Annotated in this window: 20 protein-coding genes, 1 tRNA gene and 1 pseudogene; 5 read left to right on the forward strand and 17 right to left on the reverse strand. The window is 60.4% G+C overall.

The genetic code is table 11. The features are described 5' to 3' along the window. Nucleotides 1-76: 76 nt before the first annotated feature. Both RX717_RS15640 and recA read right to left on the reverse strand, forming a co-directional pair. Nucleotides 77-544 carry a regulatory protein RecX gene (locus RX717_RS15640; RefSeq protein ID WP_316960471.1) on the reverse strand — a complete coding sequence of 156 codons (468 nt, stop codon included), beginning with the start codon at nt 542-544 and terminating at the stop codon, nt 77-79. Further along, nucleotides 541-1623, reverse strand: a pseudogene (gene recA, locus RX717_RS15645) (recombinase RecA). Before recA ends, RX717_RS15640 begins: the two are co-directional and overlap by 4 nt. On the opposite strand from recA, the gene RX717_RS16065 reads away from it, so the two are divergent. Beyond that, nucleotides 1555-1725 carry a hypothetical protein gene (locus RX717_RS16065; protein WP_442908781.1) on the forward strand — a complete coding sequence of 57 codons (171 nt, stop codon included), beginning with the start codon at nt 1555-1557 and terminating at the stop codon, nt 1723-1725. The pseudogene recA and the gene RX717_RS16065 sit on opposite strands and share 69 nt — an antisense overlap. Nucleotides 1726-1898: 173 nt before the next feature. Here the strand turns inward: RX717_RS16065 and prmC are convergent, their stop codons facing one another. The 5 genes from prmC to RX717_RS15670 all read right to left on the reverse strand — a co-directional run bounded on the left by prmC (nt 1899) and on the right by RX717_RS15670 (nt 7468). Beyond that, nucleotides 1899-2765 (reverse strand): peptide chain release factor N(5)-glutamine methyltransferase, encoded by an 867-nt coding sequence (gene prmC, locus RX717_RS15650; protein ID WP_316960472.1) that lies wholly within the window; start codon nt 2763-2765, stop codon nt 1899-1901. 81 nt (nt 2766-2846) lie between these two features. Next, the gene (locus RX717_RS15655) at nt 2847-3782 is read right to left on the reverse strand and encodes a DUF1385 domain-containing protein (protein WP_054326571.1); all 936 of its coding nucleotides are present in this window, start codon (nt 3780-3782) and stop codon (nt 2847-2849) included. Further along, on the reverse strand, nt 3782-5338 hold the full coding sequence (locus RX717_RS15660; protein WP_054326572.1) for a sensor histidine kinase: 1557 nt from the start codon (nt 5336-5338) through the stop codon (nt 3782-3784). The genes RX717_RS15655 and RX717_RS15660 overlap by 1 nt, the downstream gene beginning before the upstream one ends. 77 nt (nt 5339-5415) lie before the next feature. Further along, nucleotides 5416-6105, reverse strand: a complete 690-nt coding sequence (locus RX717_RS15665) for a response regulator transcription factor (RefSeq protein ID WP_054326573.1) — start codon at nt 6103-6105, stop codon at nt 5416-5418. Nucleotides 6106-6130: 25 nt separating this feature from the next. Continuing rightward, nucleotides 6131-7468 (reverse strand): hypothetical protein, encoded by a 1338-nt coding sequence (locus tag RX717_RS15670; RefSeq protein WP_107631357.1) that lies wholly within the window; start codon nt 7466-7468, stop codon nt 6131-6133. 166 nt (nt 7469-7634) lie between these two features. Between RX717_RS15670 and RX717_RS15675 the strand changes: the two genes are divergently transcribed. Both RX717_RS15675 and RX717_RS15680 read left to right on the forward strand, forming a co-directional pair. Continuing rightward, a tRNA-Leu gene (locus tag RX717_RS15675) sits at nt 7635-7719 on the forward strand. A gap of 63 nt (nt 7720-7782) precedes the next feature. Next, on the forward strand, nt 7783-8451 hold the full coding sequence (locus RX717_RS15680) for a Crp/Fnr family transcriptional regulator (protein ID WP_107631356.1): 669 nt from the start codon (nt 7783-7785) through the stop codon (nt 8449-8451). 67 nt (nt 8452-8518) lie between these two features. Here the strand turns inward: RX717_RS15680 and trxB are convergent, their stop codons facing one another. Together trxB and RX717_RS15690 are read right to left on the reverse strand one after the other, a co-directional pair. Continuing rightward, a complete protein-coding gene (gene trxB / locus RX717_RS15685; protein WP_054326577.1) occupies nt 8519-9442 on the reverse strand; it encodes a thioredoxin-disulfide reductase in 924 nt (307 codons plus the stop codon). A gap of 21 nt (nt 9443-9463) precedes the next feature. Further along, nucleotides 9464-9787 (reverse strand): thioredoxin family protein, encoded by a 324-nt coding sequence (locus tag RX717_RS15690; protein WP_054326578.1) that lies wholly within the window; start codon nt 9785-9787, stop codon nt 9464-9466. Nucleotides 9788-9895: 108 nt separating this feature from the next. Here RX717_RS15690 and RX717_RS15695 point away from each other — a divergent pair, with 108 nt between their 5' ends. Next, nucleotides 9896-10483, forward strand: coding sequence for a GDSL-type esterase/lipase family protein (locus tag RX717_RS15695; RefSeq protein WP_159068133.1), 588 nt, complete (start codon nt 9896-9898; stop codon nt 10481-10483). Between the two features lie 106 nt (nt 10484-10589). Beyond that, nucleotides 10590-11033, forward strand: coding sequence for a GyrI-like domain-containing protein (locus tag RX717_RS15700; protein ID WP_054326580.1), 444 nt, complete (start codon nt 10590-10592; stop codon nt 11031-11033). A 38-nt stretch (nt 11034-11071) separates the two neighbouring features. Here RX717_RS15700 and RX717_RS15705 read toward each other — a convergent pair whose 3' ends face one another. The 8 genes from RX717_RS15705 to mnmG form a co-directional block, all read right to left on the reverse strand. Continuing rightward, a complete protein-coding gene (locus RX717_RS15705; protein WP_054326581.1) occupies nt 11072-11461 on the reverse strand; it encodes a thioesterase family protein in 390 nt (129 codons plus the stop codon). A gap of 3 nt (nt 11462-11464) precedes the next feature. After that, nucleotides 11465-12760 carry a serine--tRNA ligase gene (serS, locus tag RX717_RS15710; RefSeq protein WP_054326582.1) on the reverse strand — a complete coding sequence of 432 codons (1296 nt, stop codon included), beginning with the start codon at nt 12758-12760 and terminating at the stop codon, nt 11465-11467. A 16-nt stretch (nt 12761-12776) separates the two neighbouring features. Then, a complete protein-coding gene (locus tag RX717_RS15715) occupies nt 12777-13322 on the reverse strand; it encodes a hypothetical protein (RefSeq protein WP_054326583.1) in 546 nt (181 codons plus the stop codon). Nucleotides 13323-13332: 10 nt separating this feature from the next. Then, nucleotides 13333-14208: a ParB/RepB/Spo0J family partition protein gene (locus RX717_RS15720; RefSeq protein WP_054326584.1), complete on the reverse strand. Its 876-nt coding sequence runs from the start codon at nt 14206-14208 to the stop codon at nt 13333-13335. Further along, nucleotides 14208-14987 carry a ParA family protein gene (locus RX717_RS15725; RefSeq protein ID WP_054326585.1) on the reverse strand — a complete coding sequence of 260 codons (780 nt, stop codon included), beginning with the start codon at nt 14985-14987 and terminating at the stop codon, nt 14208-14210. Before RX717_RS15725 ends, RX717_RS15720 begins: the two co-directional genes overlap by 1 nt. 150 nt (nt 14988-15137) lie before the next feature. Next, nucleotides 15138-15959, reverse strand: coding sequence for a ParB/RepB/Spo0J family partition protein (locus tag RX717_RS15730; RefSeq protein ID WP_054326586.1), 822 nt, complete (start codon nt 15957-15959; stop codon nt 15138-15140). Between the two features lie 194 nt (nt 15960-16153). Continuing rightward, nucleotides 16154-16858, reverse strand: coding sequence for a 16S rRNA (guanine(527)-N(7))-methyltransferase RsmG (gene rsmG / locus RX717_RS15735; protein WP_107631355.1), 705 nt, complete (start codon nt 16856-16858; stop codon nt 16154-16156). Next, nucleotides 16855-18738 (reverse strand): tRNA uridine-5-carboxymethylaminomethyl(34) synthesis enzyme MnmG, encoded by a 1884-nt coding sequence (gene mnmG, locus RX717_RS15740; protein WP_107631354.1) that lies wholly within the window; start codon nt 18736-18738, stop codon nt 16855-16857. Before mnmG ends, rsmG begins: the two co-directional genes overlap by 4 nt. Nucleotides 18739-18892: the final 154 nt, after the last annotated feature.

Consider the following 18892-nt stretch of genomic DNA (forward strand, 5'->3'; position numbering starts at 1 on the left):
CACGGAAAAACCTGATTGTTAAGAAAGGGGCGGGAAAATTTGCTTTCCCGCCCCTTTTGCGCTCTTTTATGCACTTTTAGAACGTGTCGGGCAGGTCCTGTCCGTACTCGGCCAGCGCCGCCCGAATATCCGGCCAGGAAAACCCCCGGCGCTGCAGCGCCGCGACCGTCTTTGCGACCTCCCGCCGGTCGGACACATCGCCGTGCAGCCGCTTGTCAAGCAGCGCGCGCAGCTTCGCCCTGTCCGGAGAAAACGGCTGCAGCGCCTCTTCCGCCGTCTCGCGCGCCACGCCCCGGCGGGCCAGCTCCTGCCGGATGCGCAGCTCTCCGTACCCCTTGCGCGCGCAGGAACGCACCACGCTTTCCGCGTAGGCAGCGTCGTCCAGCAGGCCGCGTTCCAGCAGCCAAGCGACCGCGTACTCCGCCGCCTGTTCGTCGTGGCCCTTGTCGAGCAGCTTGTCCCGCAGCATGCTGGCGCTCAGCGCGCGGTATGAGAGCTGCCTCGCCGCCGCGTCCAGCGCCGCGTGGTATTTATCCCCGTTCATTCTTCATCCAGGTCGTCAAAATCGTCCGCGTCGATGGACACGGCCCGCGAAGCGCCGGCCTTGGGTGCGGCGGGCTTGGCCGCAGGCGCCGCTACGGACGCCGGACGGGCCGCCGCGGTCTGATGCGCCTTCTGCCGCTCCTCCTCAACTTTTTCCATGATCTGCTTCTGCACATCGTCCGCAAGCTCAGGATGGTCCTTGAAATACTGCTTGGCCGCGTCGCGCCCCTGTCCCAGGCGCATTTCGCCCAGCGAGAACCACGCGCCCGACTTGCCCACAATGCCGTATTTGACGCCCAGATCGACCAACTCGCTTGTGCGCGAGATGCCCTCGCCGTACATGATGTCGAACTCGGCCTCCTTGAACGGCGGCGCGACCTTGTTCTTGACCACCTTGCAGCGGGTGTGGCTGCCGATATTCTCCGCGCCGGACTTGATATGCTCGGTACGGCGCACGTCGATACGCACGGAGGCGTAGAATTTGAGCGCGCGGCCGCCGGTCGTGACCTCCGGACTGCCATAGATCACGCCCACCTTTTCACGAAGCTGGTTGATAAAAATAGCTACGCACTGGCTCTTGGCGATCGAGCCGGCCAGCTTGCGCATGGCCTGGCTCATCATGCGGGCGTGCAGGCCGACGAACGAATCGCCCATTTCTCCCTCGATCTCGGCGCGCGGGGTGAGCGCGGCGACCGAGTCGATGACCACAATATCAATTGCGCCCGAACGCACGAGCGCCTCCGCGATATCAAGCCCCTGCTCGCCGGTATCCGGCTGGGAAACCAGCAGGCTGTCGATATCCACGCCCAGCGCCTTGGCGTATATGGGGTCGAGCGCATGCTCCGCGTCGATGAACGCGGCGGTGCCGCCCAGCTTCTGCGCCTCGGCCACGCAGTGCAGCGCAACCGTGGTCTTGCCGGAGGATTCCGGCCCGTAGATCTCCACGATGCGGCCGCGCGGCAGGCCGCCGATGCCCAGCGCGAGATCCAGCCCGATCGAGCCGGTCGGGATATGGTCTACCTGCATGCCGGCGTTCTCGCCGAGACGCATGACCGAACCCTTGCCGAACTGCTTTTCGATCTGACCGAGCGCCGCGGCGAGCGCTTTTTTTTATCGGCCGCGGGCGCGACCGGTTCGAGCTGTTTTTTGGTAGCCATAAAGAGCCTCCTGCTTGTTTGTTGATTCCTGCATCCATTATACCAGTGGCAAAAAATAAAAGCAAGAAAAATCGAAAATTTGTTCGATGTTTTCCTGCTTTTTATTTTTCACTTTCGTCTGTGGACGGCGCGGCGGCCTGCGCGCCGCGTTCGATCTGTTCGCTGAGCGGTACATATTCCGGAGGCTTTTCCCCCGTTTCATTCCAGCAGGGTGTTGTACCCATACACAATGCGCGGCACCCCGGAAAGGTCCTCCGTGATGCCGATGCCGGCAAAACGGTTATCCTCCAGGATGGCGGCGACCTGCGTCGCCTGCCGGTAGCCGCACTCGAACAGGATGACGCCGCCCGGCACGAGCAGCTCCCCCCACTTGGCGCAGATCGAACGGTAAAAATCCAGCCCGTCCTCCCCGCCGAACAGCGCTTCGTGCGGCTCGTAATCCGCGACGCTCGGCTCGAGCACGCGCATCTCCGCGCGGGTGACGTAGGGCGGATTGGAAACTAGGATGTCAAACTGCCCCATATTGTTCGGCGGGCGGAAGCGCACGTCCGCCTTGAGCGCGACATACCGGCCCTGCACCCCCAGCCGACGGGCGTTTTCCCGCGTAACGCGCAGCGCGCCCTCGGAAATATCCACGCCCGCGACGCGCGCGTCCTCCACCTCATGCGCGGCGGCGATGCCGATGCAGCCCGAACCGCAGCACAGGTCGAGGATGCGCGGCGAAACCCGCTGCCGCGCCTGTCCGATGACCAACTCGCACAGACGCTCGGTATCCGAGCGCGGGATCAGCACCGAGCGGTCGATCTGGAACGTCAGCCCATAAAAATCCCATTCGCCGAGTATGTATGCAAGCGGTTCGCCGTCCAGACAGCGGTCGCAAAGCAGATGCGCATAGTCCACCGTCGCGTCGTCCAGATAGACATGACCCCAGTCGGCTGTTTTGTTTTTATCCGCCTTGCAGGCGTATGCCGTTATCTCGCGCGCGGAAAGAGAAGGCTGCGGATCGTCCGCCTCCTTCAAGCGCTTGAACAGCTCCATATATACGTCGTTGATGGTCTTGGTCAAGGCTTGGCCCACCCCCTAAATGTGTTTTACGCATGCCGCAGGGCGCGCGGCGGCTTTCCATACAGCGATATGGACGCCTATTCACCAGTTGTCCGATCCGTCCTCCGGAATGACCGCCTTCATGCCGGTGATCGCCACCTCAATCATGGAATCGTCCGGCTCGAACACGGTCAGGTGCTGGATCATCAGGCCAGGCCAGCGCAGCGCACGGGAAAGCACGCTCTCCGAACGGCCGGCGTAGCGGTTGAACTCATAGCTGATGCCCACCACGAGCGGCAGCAGGACCAGATGCGCCAGCATGCGCAGAAACGGGTTGGTGATATCCACGATGGAAAACACGATGGACGAAACAATCGTCGCAATAATAATCAACACGAACATAAAGCTGGTGCCGCAGCGCGGATGGTATTTGTTCTGGCGGCGGACGTTCTCCACGGTCAGTTCCTCGCCCGCCTCGTAGCAGAAAATGGTCTTGTGCTCCGCGCCGTGGTATTCGAACGTGCGGCGGATGTCCTTCATGTGCGACACCGACCACATGAACAGCAGGAAGATCACCACGCGCACCGCGCCCTCCAATACGTTGCGGGCGAGTACGCCCCAGCCCTCCGGCACAAAGCCGCCGAGGAAGCTCGGCAGCAGCAGGAACAGCGCGACCGGCAGCGCGATGCCGATTACGGTCGAAATACCGAGGATCAGCCGGTTCAGACCCTCGGAGCCGAATTTATTTTCCAGCCAGATCTCGAATTTGGAGGGCGGCGCGTCCACCTCCTCGTCCTCAAAGAACGAGGCCGAATAGTTGATTGCCTGGATGCCGTCTTTCATGGCCATGAACAGGCCGTAGGCGCCGCGCAGCACCGGCAGCTTCCAGAACGCGGAGGGCTGGTGCGCGTCCTCCTCCTTTACGACCAGCTCGCCGTTTGCCTTGCGGACAACCGTGCAGACCCGTCTGGGACCTTTCATCACGATGCCCTCGATAATCGCCTGGCCGCCGATCGTGGTTTTCTTTTGCGTTGGCATTAGCTATCTCCTTTGGGTTCAGGGGTATAAGGGGTTTCCGGCACCTTGGGGATAGCCCCCGTGATGCCGAGCGCTTCCTCCGCCTCCGCGGCGGGCAGGGTGATGGTGACCGTCGTACCCGCGCCGAGCGTGGACGCGATATCCAGCGTGCCGCCGTGCAGGACGACGATCTCGTCGGTCACGGCCAGGCCGATGCCGCTGCCGCGCTGCTTGGAGGAGCCTTTATAAAATTTCTCCTTGACAAAAGGCAGCTCGGCTTCCGGTATGCCTTGGCCGTAGTCGCGCACCGAGGCGACGATTTTGCCGCCCTCCCGCCGCAGGGAAATATCGATCTTTTTCCCGTCCGCGCCGTATTTGGCGGCGTTGTCCAGGATATTGAGGAACACCTGCTTCATGCGATGGCGGTCGCCGTTGATATAGTAGTTGGCGTCCACGTCCTCGTCGTAGCTCAGCCGGATGCCGCTTTTCTGCAGCAGATTTTCATACATATACACGGCCTCGTACAGCTCGATCGATAGGTCGAACAGCTCGACCTCGAGCTTCATGCGGCCGGACTCGATGCGCGCGAAATCCAGAAGCTCCTCAACCATGCGGGTCAGGCGGCCCGCCTCTTTCTGGATGATGGTCAGGCCCTGCATAACCTCCTCTGGGTCCTCTCCCCCGCCCGCGAGCAATGTTTCGCTCCAGCCGCCGATGGCGGTGAGCGGGGTGCGCAGCTCGTGCGAAACCGAGGAGATAAAGTCGTTCTTCATGCGCTCGGCGCGGCTGATCTCGTCTGACATGTAGTTAATCGTATCGCACAGCTCGCCAATCTCGTCGTCATAGGTCTTTTGCAGGCGCACCCCGTAGCGGCCGGCCGCGATCTCCTTGGCGATCGTGTTGATCTTGAGGACCGGATCCACGATGGACTTGACAAAATAGCTGTTGGAGGCGACGACCAGCATCAGGAACACCAGGCAGGCCAGAATGACGATGCCGATGATGATCCAGATCTGCCGCTCAACGATGCGCAGCGAGGTGATGAAGCGCACGCCGCCGATCAGCTCCCCGCGGGAGGACAGGAGAGGGGTGGTCACGCTCATGACCCGCTCGTCCGTAAGCGGGTCGCGGCCGGGGAACACCGCGGTCTTCTGGGTGGACAGCGCCTGCGCGGCGTCCTCGGTGGAGGCCATGCCGCCGCCCGTCAGTGCCGAGGTGGACAGCAGGATACGGCCGTTGCGGTCGAGGAACTGCATCTCGAGCTTTTCCTGCTCGCTGAAAGTGGAAACGTCAGATTCCGCCTGCGCGTAAAACTGGTCGTAGGTTTCGGTAAAATACTTGTGGTAGGTTTCGGCCTTGAGCGTGGCGCGCGAGGTCAGGTTGTCCCGCACCGAGGCGTAATAGTAGCCGGACACGCCGACCGTGACCAGAATAACCACGGCCGCCAGGATGACCAGCACGAACGAAAGCGAGTTCATCATCCAGCGGCCCTTGATGCCGCCCGGCGAGTGCAACACCTTGGGCGCGGCTGGCTGTGGCGGCGCCTTGGGCTGTTTTTTAGATCTGCGATAAATCATAGGTAAGCTGCCTTTCTCATCTCAGGCTGTTGCGGCAAACGCACAGGGGGCGGCAGCGCGCTCCCTGCTTGCGGCGGTCAACCCTCCCACATATAGCCGTAGCCGCGCACGGTCACGATATGCGATGGCTCCGCCGGATCATCCTCGATTTTGATGCGCAGGCGGCGGATATTTACATCCACGATCTTGAGCTCGCCCACATAGTGATGGCCCCAGACCATCTCCAGCAGCTCGTCGCGGGAGAGCGCCTTGCCGATGTTCTCCATAAACGCTTTCAGCAGCCCGTACTCGATCTGCGTCAGCTCGATCTTGATGCCGTTCTTGAGTACCTCTCGCGCGCGCAGGTTGAGCTTGAACGGGCCGGACTTGATCACATCCTCCTCCGAGAAGGGCGAGCCGGACACGCGCCGGTACAGCGCGTCCACGCGCGCGGCAAGCTCGATCACGGAAAACGGCTTGGTCACATAATCGTCCGCGCCGTTCATCAGGCCGGTCACCTTGTCCGCCTCCTGGGTGCGCGCGGTCAGCATGATAACGCCCGCCTGATAGCCCGCGGCGCGCATAGCGCGGCAGACCTCATACCCGTCGATGCCGGGCAGCATCACATCCAGCACCGCAACCGCAATATCCTGGTTGGCATGGTATTTTTCCAGCGCCGCTTCGCCTGTTTCGGCCTCTATCACCTCGTAACCGCTCCGCTTCAGGTTGAGGACCAGAAAGGAGCGGATATTTTCTTCATCTTCCAAAACCAGTATTTTGCGTTTCATGGATGTTCCTCCTTTGATTTACCATTCATTCATTGCTCCAGGCCTGGGTGAGGAGCGAGAAGCGCTCTTTTACGCCGTTGGCATCGATCTGGATCGCGCTCTGCTGTGCGTCCTCCGAAAAGCGCGCGAAGTAGACCGCCTGCGAGGTCTGGCCGAGCTGAAGCAGGTCGGTACGGCCGATATAATAATCCCGCAGCGTTCCGGTGACGCAATAGATGGTGAACAACGGTATTTGCTGCCCACCACCGATATATTGCGCGAATTCAACCGCGCTGATCCCGCTTTCGCTCGTCTTGACCGCCGTGATCTGGTCGTGCCATTCTGCATCGATCTTAAACATCCATCCGTCAGACACATTCTGATAGGTGGTCATCATCAGCACTGGCGGCCGATCCACGCTATACACATACCAATCGAGCATGAAAAGCGCGTCCGTCGCGGCGGCTTCGTCGTAGCCCGCCATGAGTACGGCGCGCGGCAGCTCGGTCACGCCGTCGCCGTTGATATCGGCCGCGTAGACCGATACCGGCCGATAGGTACCCCGATGGATGGAGTCCTCGCTGTCCAGCGCGAGATTTTGCAGTGTCCCGTCCTCATAGACAAAAATATCTGTTGTCAGTCCGACACCGCTCGTTGTTTTTTGCTCTGCAAACACAGCGGGCTGGTTTTTCTGTACGCGGCCGCTTGTCATCCGTTCGACCGAAACCGCCTCGGCGCTGGTAGCCGCCTCGCCTACCAGGTCCAACCCGATATGGTACTGATACAGCCGCGCCACGCGCTGTCCGGCGGGGTTGTTCGTAATGAGCAGCAGGTCCTTGGCGCCGTCGCCTGTCAGGTCGGCCAGCTCCATGGCCGAGTATTCGGTCTCAAGCAGCAAGCCCGGTGCGCAGTTTTTATCAAAATCGCACATGGTCAGCGCGCCCACGCCGTCTCCCGGCAGCTTCCAGGCAATCAACATGCCGCGCCGGCCGGCCGGTGTGATCGTGGGGTAATCGACCGACAGGATCGCGGTGCCTTTCCCCTCGATCGCGCCCGTGCAGACATACTGCTGGTCTTGTTTTTTATAAACATAGACCTTGAACGCGTTGCTCGTCACCGAGCTGGAACCGCGGAAAAACGCGATCGCTTCATCCGCCCCGTCCCCGTCCAGATCGACAAGCTGGATAGGCGAGCGGTTTTCCCCGTCGGTCGGCGCGGTATAGGTAACGCCCGACGAGAGCAGGTTTTCCAGCTCGACCTGCAGGGTCTGGTAGTTGGCGGATGGCTTGGGCGCGGCGAGCAGGTCGTCGCCCGATGGGAACGTGCAGCCGGACAGCGCAAACAGCAGCACGGCCAGCACGGGGATGGTTCGGATCAATTTCATGAAGCTCTCCCGTTCACAATCAATGCAGACACTTATACAGATTTAGTATAGCACAAAGCCCACCCGTTTGGTACTGGAAATTGCATAATTTTTATCCGGTTTTCCAGCGCGCGGGCGCGCTTCGATTGACAAATCCGCTTTTTGCGGGTATACTGGAAACGTATCCGCACCCGTGGCGAAATTGGCATACGCGCCAGATTTAGGTTCTGGTCTCGCAGGAGGTAGGGGTTCAACTCCCCTCGGGTGCACCATACGGCGAAAACCGGCCTGGAGGGGCCGGTTTTCCGCTTTACTGATTCTGGAGGGCTTCTGCTATGTCTGTCGAGCAATATTTCCCTTTCTGGCCGAAACTGACCGACGCGCAGCGCGACCTGCTGCAAAGCGCCGTTTCCAGCGCGCGCTTTGAGGCCGGCAATATCCTGCACGCGGGCAGCAGCGACTGCGCGGGGCTGTTCATCGTCGTCAAGGGACGGCTGCGCGCCTACACCCTGTCCGGCGAGGGCAAGGAGCTGACGCTGTACCGCCTGCTTGAACGCGATATCTGCCTGTTTTCCGCCTCCTGCATTATGCGCAGCATCCAGTTTGACGTGATGATCTCCGCGGAGGAGCCGACTGATGTGCTCCGCATCCCGCCGGATGTTTACAAAACGCTTATGGAGCAATCCGCGGCTGTGGCCGGCTATACCAACGAGTTGATGGCGGCGCGCTTTTCCGAGGTGATGTGGCTGATGGACCAACTCCTCAACCGCAAGCTGGACAGCCGCCTCGCGGCGTTCCTGCTGGAAGAGCGCGGCCTGTCCGGCGCGGATATCCTGCCGCTGACGCATGAGCGCGTTGCGGCGCACCTAGGCAGCGCGCGAGAGGTCGTCACCCGCCTGCTCCGGTATTTTCAAAGCGAAGGGCTCGTACAGCTGGAGCGCGGCAGCATCGCGCTGACCAATATCGACGGCCTGTACCGCACCGCCGGCGACAGCCTGCGCTGACCGGACGCTGCCCGCATCAAAAAACGGCCGCTTACGCGGCCGTTTTTGTCCGCTCCCTGTCGGAACGTCATGTTATGCTGTTGAGATATTCCTCCGCGAAATGCGCGGCGACCGCACCGTCCGACGCGGCGGTGACGATCTGCCGCACCGCCTTGGTGCGCACGTCGCCCACCGCGAACACGCCCGCGACGCTGGTGCGCGTCGTCTCGTCCGCGATCAGGTAGCCCTGTTCGTCCAACGCGACCTGGCTGGCCAGCAGCGCGGTGTCCGGCACGCGGCCGACCGCCGCGAACACGCCGTCGCACGCGATCGAGCGGACCGCGCCGGTTTTGACGTTTTCCACCTGCACGCCGGTGACGCGCTCGGCATGGAGCAGCCTTGTCACGCGGCTGTCCCAGACAATTTCCAGGTTTTCCGCGGCCTGCAGGGATTTTTCATATACCTTGGAGGCGCGCAGCGTATCGCGGCGGTGGATCAGGTACACCTTTTCGCACAGCTTGGCAAGCAGCAGCGCGTCCCCGACCGCGGTGTTGCCGCCGCCGACCACGCAGACCGTCCGTCCCTTATAGAACATCCCGTCACACGCTGCGCAGTAGGCCATGCCGCGGCCGACCAGCGCCTGCTCCTCCGGCACGCCGAGCGGACGCGGCGACGCGCCTGTGGCGAGTACCACCGTCCGCCCCTCGACTACGCCCTCGTCGGTCGTGACCCGCTTGACCGGCCCTTCCAGGCTAGCCTCTGTCACGGTCGCCAGCAGCGATTCCGCGCCGAACCGCTCCGCACCGCGCTGCATGCGCTCGCCCAGCTCAAAGCCGTCGATCGGCTCGTCAAAGCCCGGGTAATTCTCCACCTGCTCGGTGGTGGCCATCTGCCCACCCGCGGACAGCTTTTCGATCACCAGCACGCTCAGTCCGGCACGGGCGCCGTACAGCGCTGCGGTATAGCCGCCCGGCCCGCCGCCAATGACCAGCATATCATATATTTTTCCCATAGGCCTGTCTCGCTTTCCTGTTTATACGGACTGCGCCTGCATCCAAGCGTCGATATCCGCCTTGGAACCCGGCGCGACCAACTTCTCGCCCGCCGCCCCATTTTTCACAAGGATGAGTGAGGGGATGGTATCGACCGAGAACCGCTGCGCCAGCTCGGGCTGCTCGTCAATGTTGACCTGGGCGACCGCCGCGCGCCCCGCGTAGGCCTCGGGCAGCTTGGCGACCACGCCCGCAATCCGGCGGCAGTAGGTACACCACGGCGCCCAGAATTCCAGCAGCACCGGCTGCGCAGACTGTTCCACGAGTTCCTGATAGTTTTCCTTGGTAATATGCAGCATTGCCATTGTCAACAGCTCCTTTTCTATTTGTATTTCTGGTATGCTTTTATTATACCCGTTTTTCTGTCGATTACTGTGAGTTTGTCACCAACAGCTTTTGAGGAGGGGTCCGGTTTGTCTAAAGCGATCGTCTGTCTGGGGGATTCCAACACCTGGGGCTACGACCCGCGCGGCTTCGGCGGCGGACGCTGGCCGGACTGTGTGCGCTGGACCGCGCGGTTGAACGCGCGGCCGGAATGGATCATCTACAACCTTGGGGAAAACGGCCGCGCCATCCCGCATACCCCATTCGAGCTGCGGACGCTGTGCGGCCAGCTCGCGGCGCTGCGGCCGTTCGACGGGCTTTGCGTGATGCTCGGCTCGAATGACCTGCTGCTCGGCGTGCCGCCCGCGGCTGCGGCCGCGCGGATGGAGCGTCTGCTCGTATGCCTATCGAGCTTAGGCGTTCCCTTCCTGCTGATCGCCCCGCCATGCTTCCATCCCGGCGACTGGGTGCGGGAGGAGGCGCTGCTCGCCGCCTCCGCGCACCTTGCAGGGTATTACCGGATACTGGCCGGCGAAAGCGGCGCGGCCTTTGCCGACGCGGGATGCTGGGATATCCCCCTGTGCTTCGACGGGGTGCATTTCACGGCCGAGGGCCATGCGCGTTTTGCCGCGCAGGCCGGCGGGGCGTTCGCCGCAGCATTTTGCGGAGCAAAATGATTTCCGAAAAAAGTTCTAAAATATTATAAAAACACCCTTGAAAAGCATTTTAAATCGGGTTATCCTGTTCCCAGACCGGTCAATCCACTGAAAGGAACATTCTGTTATGAAACTGATCGAACTGCCCGCCCTGCCGATTGCTTTCCTGCGCCGCACCGGCCCCTATGGACCGGAAAACCGTGCGCTGGTGGAACGGCTCAAACGTCTGGCACGGGACGCCGACCTGCTGGATGCGGGGTCAGTCATTTTCTGCGCCGCCTGGGACGACCCCGCCTGCACGCCGCCCGAAGCCTGCCGGTATGACGCCTGCCTTGTCCTCCGGCTGGCGGCGCGGCTGCCGGATACCCGTTCAGGCTACCTGCCGGACGGGCGTTACGTCTGTTTTACTGTGCCGCACACGCCGGAGGCGCTTTCCGAAATATACGGCACGGCTGTCCGCACCGTTGGTTGCTGTGGATTATCCGCCGACCCATCCCGCCCGATGCTGGAAGCCTATCCGCTTTCCCTCGTGCAGCGGGGAAGGTGCCAATTTTATGTCCCTGTTCTCTGAAAAACAGCAGAAAAGCGCCGCATTGCGGCGCTTTTTCCTTATCCCTTTTTCGCCTGCGCCTTGGCTTCAAAGCGCGCCTTGTCCACAATGGCGCGCTGGTGCGTACCCTCGCCGATCAGGCCGGCCTCGTCATAGGCCGCGACATGGAAGGTTAAGATCTTGCCGTTCGGCGCGATCTCGGTCAGCTCGGTCTCGACGCGGACCTCCATACCCTCAGGCGTCGCCGCAACATGACTGACGTTAACCAGCGTACCGACCGTGGTCTTGCCTGCTTCCAGATGTGCCTCCACGCTGGCCGCGGCGGTATTCTCAATCGCGGCGACCATCATCGGCGTCGCAAACACGGCCACCAGGCCGCTGCCGACGTTGGATGCGAGCTTATCTGCGGTGACGGTGAGCTTCTGCTCGCCCTTGATGCCAATTTCCATGCCTCATTCTCCTTTTCTGCGAATCTCAGTCTTGCCGCCCATATACGGCTGAAGCGGCTGCGGGATAGCCACCGAGCCGTCCGCGCGCAGGTTGTTCTCCAGGAACGCGATCAGCATGCGCGGCGGTGCGACAACCGTGTTGTTGAGCGTATGCGCGAAGTACAGTTCCTTGGCATCCTTGCCGCGCACGCGGATGCCCAGACGACGCGCCTGCGCGTCGCCCAGGTTGGAGCAGGAGCCGACCTCGAAATACTTCTTCTGGCGCGGTGACCACGCCTCCACATCGCACGACTTGACCTTGAGGTCGGCCAGGTCGCCCGAGCAGCACTCCAGCGTGCGCACCGGAATCTCCAGCGAGCGGAAGAAGTCCACCGTGTTCTGCCACAGCTTGTCGTACCACATCGGGGATTCCTCCGGCTTGCAGACCACGACCATTTCCTGTTTTTCAAACTGGTGGATGCGGTAAACGCCGCGCTCCTCTATGCCGTGCGCGCCGACCTCCTTGCGGAAGCAGGGCGAATAGCTGGTGAGCGTCTGCGGCAGGGTATCCTCGTCGTTAATCGAATCGATGAACTTGCCGATCATGGAATGCTCGGAGGTGCCGATCAGGTACAGGTCCTCGCCCTCGATCTTGTACATCATGTTCTCCATTTCCTTGAAGGACATGACGCCTTTGACCACGTCGCCGTGGATCATAAACGGCGGGATATAGTAGGTGAAGCCGCGGTCGATCATGAAGTCGCGCGCATAGGACAGGATGGACGAATGCAGCCGCGCGATGTCCCCTTTCAGGTAATAGAAGCCGTTGCCCGACGTCTTGCGGGCAGCATCCAAGTCGATGCCATCAAAGGATTCCATGATATCGACGTGATACGGTATTTCATAATTCGGAACAACGGGGTCGCCGAACTTTTCGATCTCCACATTTTCCGAGTCATCCTTACCGATCGGCACGGACGGATCAATGATGTTCGGAATGACCATCATACGGTTTTTGACTTCCTCGGCAAAGGTCTTTTCATCCTCTTCCAGCCTTGCCATCTCGTCCGCCATGGCCTTGACCTCGGCCTTGACCTGCTCGGCTTCGTCCTTCTGGCCCTTTGCCATCAGGCCGCCGATCTCCTTGGACTTTTTGTTGCGCATGGCGCGCAGCTCGTCGCAGCGGGTCTTGGCGGCGCGGAATTTGGCGTCGAATTCGATGACCTCGTCAACGAGCGGCAGCTTTTCGTCCTGGAACTTCTTTTTAATGTTCTCTTTCACCGCGTCCGGATTCTGTCTGACAAATTTGATATCCAGCATTTTACGTTACTCCTTTTTATTCTTCTGTTGTTAAATCCTCTATTTGCTTTTGCACGGCTTCAAATAATTTGTTGATATCCGAGCCGAACGAATTTTCCGCTGCGCGGCCGAGCAGACGTTCTGCACCGTATTTTTCCACCAGCGCGTCGTATTCCCGCACCGCGTCCTCCGTGTTTTCCGATAAAAGCTGTGCGCTGATGCGCGCCAAGCCGGCGTATACGTCGCGTTCCTCCATGCGCAGCGTAGCGGCGGCGACCACATCAGTGTGCGCCAGCTCGCTGTCGAGCGCGCTGCGCACACCGTCCAGCGCCTTGCTCTGCGCGTCGAACTGCTTTTGCAGGTCTTCCATTTTCTGTGTCGCGCCCTGCGCGACCGTTTGCTGCTCGGTCAACTGGTTAGTCAGCGTGTCAAGCTGCCTGTCCGCGCGAGCCTGCGCGATATAGCTGATTAAAATCAGCGCGAGCGCCACGGTAAACAGGCCGATGATATAAAAGGTAAGCGTCGTGCGGCTGAGCTTTTTTTCCGGCTTGGGCCCGTCCGGCGTTTTTTTCTGCTCGTCCATGTTTTCCTCCTTATACGCGCAGGCTGCGCAGCGCTTCAATCAGGCGTTCCAGATCGTCTGATCCATAATATTCCAGCGTCAAGGTGCCGCTTGTTTTCCCCTGCTGGATGCTGACCTTGCGGCCGAGCACACTTTCCAGTTCCCGCGCGGCTTCGGACAGGTAATCCACGGAAAAAACGGCGCTTTCGGTCTTTTGCACCGGCTTTTTGTTCAGCTTTTTCGCCAACGCCTCGGCCTGCCGCACGGTCATGCCGGCCATCTGTCTGGCCGCTTCCACACGTTTGTCCGCTTCGGACACTGCCAGCACGGCGCGTGCATGACCGCCGGACAGCTTGCCCTCACTGACCATAACACGTACCTCGTCGGGCAACGCCAGCAGGCGCAGCGCGTTCGCTACCGCTGGACGCGATTTGACCACGCGGCGCGCGACCTCCTCCTGCGTCAGCCCGAACTGCCGCATCAGCAAGTCATAGCCCTCGGCCTCCTCGATAGGATTGAGGTCCTGCCGCTGCAGGTTTTCGATCAGGGCCAGCTCCATGATCTCGCTTTCCCGCGCTTCCAGCACCATGGCCGGTATCTCCTTGAGTCCCGCCATCCGCGCCGCGCGCCAGCGGCGCTCACCGGCTATGATCTGGTAGTAGCCGCTCTTCTCCCCTGCGCGCACGGTGATCGGTGTGATTACGCCGTGCAGGCGGATGCTCTCCGCCAGCTCCTCCAACGCGTTTGGGTCGAAGACCTTGCGCGGCTGATTGGGATTGGGCTCGATTCTGGAAAGGGAAAGTTGGGTGACGCCGCCCGCCGCCGCGCCTGCGGCGCTCAGGTCGGTGACATCGCCGCCGAACAGATTGGACAGGCCGCCGCCCAGTCCCCTTTTGGTCGATGACATCAGACTCTCCCCTTTTCCTGCTTATTCTTTTTCAGTATTTCATCCGCGAGGGAAAGATATGCTTCCGCGCCGCGGCACATCCGGTCGTAATCCGTGATCGGCTTGCCGTGGCTGGGCGCTTCGCTCAGGCGCACGTTGCGCGGCACAACCGACGAGAATACCTCGCCCGGAAAGTGCTTTTTCACCTCTTCGACCACCTGGATGGACAGGTTGGTGCGTCCGTCAAACATGGTCAGCAGCACGCCTTCCAGCGCGAGCGACGGATTCATGCTCTTTTTCACCATACGGACGGTTGTCATCAATTGGCTCAGGCCCTCCAGCGCGTAATATTCGCACTGCAGCGGCACCAGGAAGCTGTCCGCCGCGCAAAGACAGTTGAGCGTCAGCAGTCCCAGCGAGGGCGGGCAGTCAATGAAAATATAATCGTATTCTTCCCTGACACGATCGAGCACGCCCTTGAGACGGTTTTCCCGTCCCTCCATCATGATGAGGTCCAGCTCCGCACCTGCCAGGTTGACATTTGCGCCGATCAGGTCGACCCATTTGGTCGATACAATGGCGCTTTTCACATCCGGCTCATCCGCGACGATCAGATCATAGATCGAGGTCTTCAAAGAGCGCGGATCAACGCCGAAGCCGGACGTTGCGTTTCCCTGCGGGTCAAAGTCGCACAGCAGTACGCGCTTGCCACGCTCGAACAACGCAGCCGCAAGATTAATGGCCGTGGTCGTTTTGCCGACGCCGCCCTTTTGATTGGCGAACGCGATGATTTTACCCATAAGCGTTTTTCTCCTCGGCTTTCCCTTATTTTCTTACGGGTTTTATTATAGCACAACACCAATCAAAAGCAAAGAAAAAACAGCAATGTTTCACATGAAACAACCCAAGATTTTTGTTTCACGTGAAACACTGCCGTATCAATATCAAAATTAGTTGCAGCGGGCATGCGGAATGCAGATAGTAAGCGTCAGCCCGTCGTCGCTTTCCTGCTGCTCGACGGTCGCACCGATACCCGCGTCCACCATAACGCCGACCGCGCGGTTGAGCGTATTCAGGAAAAAGCGAACATCTTTAATCAGCCGGATCACCTTGCGCTCCTGTCCCGACGGCGTTTCCTTTTCCTTTAGCAGGGTATCGATATACTGTTCCGCGCGGCTGACGTTCAGATCATGCTCGATAATAAACTTGGTCGCGTTGATCCGATCCTCCTCCTGTTCCAGACGGAGCAGGCAGCGGGCGTGCCGCTCGGTCAGGTTCGCGCTGCGGATCATCTCCATATTCTGCGGCGAAAGGCGGAGCAGGCGAAGCTTGTTCGCCACCGCCGACTGTGTTTTGCCAACCTTGCGCGCGGCTTCCTCCTGCGTCAAGCCGTATTGGTCGATCAGCCGCTTGAAACCGTTTGCTTCCTCAAAAAAGTCCAGGTCGCGCCGCTGCAGGTTTTCCACCAGCGCAATCGCGGAGGAATCCTGCGAATCCGCAGCGATTACCAGACAGGGTACTTCATTCAGTCCCGCCACGCGGGCCGCGCGCAGCCGGCGCTCTCCCGCGACCAGCTCATAGCCGCCGTTCGGTGCGCGCCGCACGGTCAGCGGATTGAGTACCCCATATTGACGGATGCTTTCCGCAAGCTGGGCAATCGCCTCAGGATCAAAATATTTACGCGGCTGGTTGGGGTTGCGCGCAATATCGCTCACGCGGATGCGACGCAATGTACGATCCTCTTTTCCTGTCACAAGTGTCAAAACCGACATCAAATTCATTACCTCCTTATGTCCTTTGGTAATAGATTACCATATTATTACATTTTGACAAGGAAAATCGACCGCAAAACATTGCTTTTTCGACCGTTACCAGTCATTTCCTACCAGAAAACACACATTTCCGTGCATTTTCGGACAAAAAATAACCCTCTGTTATTTCTCAACAGAGGGTTTACATTTTGTAATTACAGGGGGTCGGTCTGTATTTTTTTGAAGCGGCGGGGGTAACGGTCGGGCGTATCCTCGAGCTTCTGCAGGCGGACCATCGTGCGCTCTACTCCGGCATGCGGCACGGTATAGTGCAGCAGCTCGGCGGCGGGCGCGCCGAGCACAGCGAACGCATGCGCAGCCGAACCGACCTCATCCATGCAGTCCGCGGCTTTCATGGCATAGAACGCGCCTCCCACTCTGACCATCGGCAGGGTCAGCTCGCACAGCACACGCAGCTCGGCAACCGCACGCGACACCGCAACATCGAACGCGGCGCGATGTGCTTTGGCGAACTCCTCCGCCCGCGCGTGGACAGCGGTGCAGTTGGACAGGCCGAGCGCCGCGATTGTCTCCTGCAGGAAATCGACACGCTTGCGCTGCGCGTCCAGCAGGGTAAACACCGTGTCCGGACAGAGGATGGCGAGCGGCACACCCGGGAAGCCCGCGCCCGTACCAACGTCCAGCACGGTCTGGCCAGCCGGCAGATGGGGCGCGAGCACCGCGCAGTCAAGGAAGTGCCGCGTCACGACCTCCGTGGGATCGGTCACTGCGGTCAAGTTCATCACCCGATTTTTTTCCAGCAGGAGGTCGGAAAAGCGTAGCAATTTTTCCACAGACTGTGGAGAAAAAGAGAGGGAAAGCTGCTTAAGTCCGTCCTCCAGCAGCATGCGTTCGTTCATGCGTTCCCTCCTTTCCACCGTGTTTCCATATAGATCATCAGCGCCGTGATATCCGCAGGCGAAACACCCGATATCCGCGCAGCCTGTCCGAAATTGAGCGGCTTGACCGCGTTCAGCTTTTGCCGCGCCTCCAGGCGGATCGAATCAATCGCGCTATAATCCAGCTCAGGCGGCAGCGGACGGCTCTGCAACTTACGATACTGCTCCACGTCGCGCTCCTGACGGTCGATATAACCCGCGTATTTGATGCGGATCTCGACCTGCTCCCGAATGACCGCCGGCAGCGCCGGCCGGTCGGGATCAAACGGCGCAAGATCGGCATAACACAGCTCGGGGCGGCGCAGCAGGTCGATCAGCTTGCAGCCCGCCTTGAGCGGCGCGCTGTTCTTCCCCGCGAGAAAGCCGTTGAGCGCATCCGTCACCGGCACGCCCACCGACGCCACGCGGTTGATCTCCTGCTGTACCTGCTCATATTTGCGCCGCACGCGCGCGCCACGTTCCGGCGGGTTCAGCCCCACGCGCACGCCGATGGGTACCAGGCGTTCGTCTGCGTTGTCCTGCCGCAGCAGCAAACGGTATTCCGAGCGCGAGGTCATCATCCGGTACGGCTCGTTCGTGCCGCGCGTCACCAGGTCGTCGATCAGCGTGCCGATATAGCCGTCCGCACGGTCAAGGATGAGCGGCTTCTCTCCCTTGAGGCACAGCGCGGCGTTGATGCCCGCGATCAAACCCTGCGCGGCGGCCTCCTCATAGCCGGAGGAGCCGCAGAACTGCCCCGCGCCATACAAACCTCTGATTTTTTTCGTTTCCAGCGTGGGACGCAATTCCAACGGATCGACGCAGTCATATTCAATAGCATAGGCCGGCCGCATGATCTCAGCATGCTCCAAGCCCTTAACCGTATGCAGCATATTGCGCTGCACGTCGAACGGCATGGAGGAGGAAAAGCCCTGCACATAGATCTCCTCCGTCTCAAGCCCCATCGGCTCTAAAAAAAGCTGGTGGCGCGGCTTATCCGCGAAGCGGACGACCTTGTCCTCGATCGACGGACAGTAGCGCGGGCCGACCCCCTCGATCCTGCCGCCGTACAGCGGCGAGCGGTTCAGGTTCGCGCGGATGATCTCATGCGTCCTGCCGGTCGTATAGGTCAGGTAACAAACCGCCCGGTTTTCCGGCGGCTGTTCGGTATCGAACGAAAAGGGGATGATCTCCTCCTCCCCCCTCTGTAGTTCCAAGCCGGAAAGGTCGATCGAACGGCGATGGATGCGCGGCGGCGTACCGGTTTTGAAGCGCTGCAGCCGCAGGCCGAGCGCACGCAGCGACTCGGCCAGCGGGCCTGCCGCCGCCATTCCGTCTGGTCCGCTTTCCCGCGTATAGTCCCCGATAATGATGCGGCCTCCCAAAAAGGTGCCGGTTGCGATGATGACCGCCCTAACCGGATGGCACGCGCCGATCGCGGTCGTAACCGCGCTGACCGCGCCGTTTTCGGTTTCCACCGAAACGACTTCGTCCTGCATGAGCTGCAAGCCCTCCTGCTGTTCAAGCGCATGCTTCATATACGTTCTGTATTGCCCGCGGTCAGCCTGCGCGCGCAGTGAATGTACCGCCGGCCCTTTCCCACGGTTGAGCATACGGTACTGAATGCAGGCCGCGTCGGCCGCGCGCGCCATCTCTCCACCCAGCGCGTCAATCTCGCGCACCAGATGTCCCTTTGCCGTGCCGCCGATCGCCGGATTGCAGGGCATATTGCCAACCGCGTCCAGGTTGATCGTAAAGCAGGCGGTCTTCATGCCAAGGCGCGCCGCGGCCAGCGCGGCTTCAATCCCCGCATGCCCCGCCCCGACCACGGCAACGTCGAACGGCTCAGACGAAAAAAGCATGACGCACAATCCTCCTTTTCTGACCGGATGGTCCTGTAAAATACAGCAAAGCGTCCGTATTTCTGTGTTTTATTTTGTACATAGCTGTTGATAACTCTGTGTAAACTTGGGATAACTTCTGCCAAATGTGGATTCTGTTAAATACATAATATTA

Source organism: Intestinibacillus sp. NTUH-41-i26 (assembly GCF_032769475.1).
In the GTDB taxonomy this organism is placed as follows: domain Bacteria; phylum Bacillota; class Clostridia; order Oscillospirales; family Butyricicoccaceae; genus Agathobaculum; species Agathobaculum ammoniilyticum.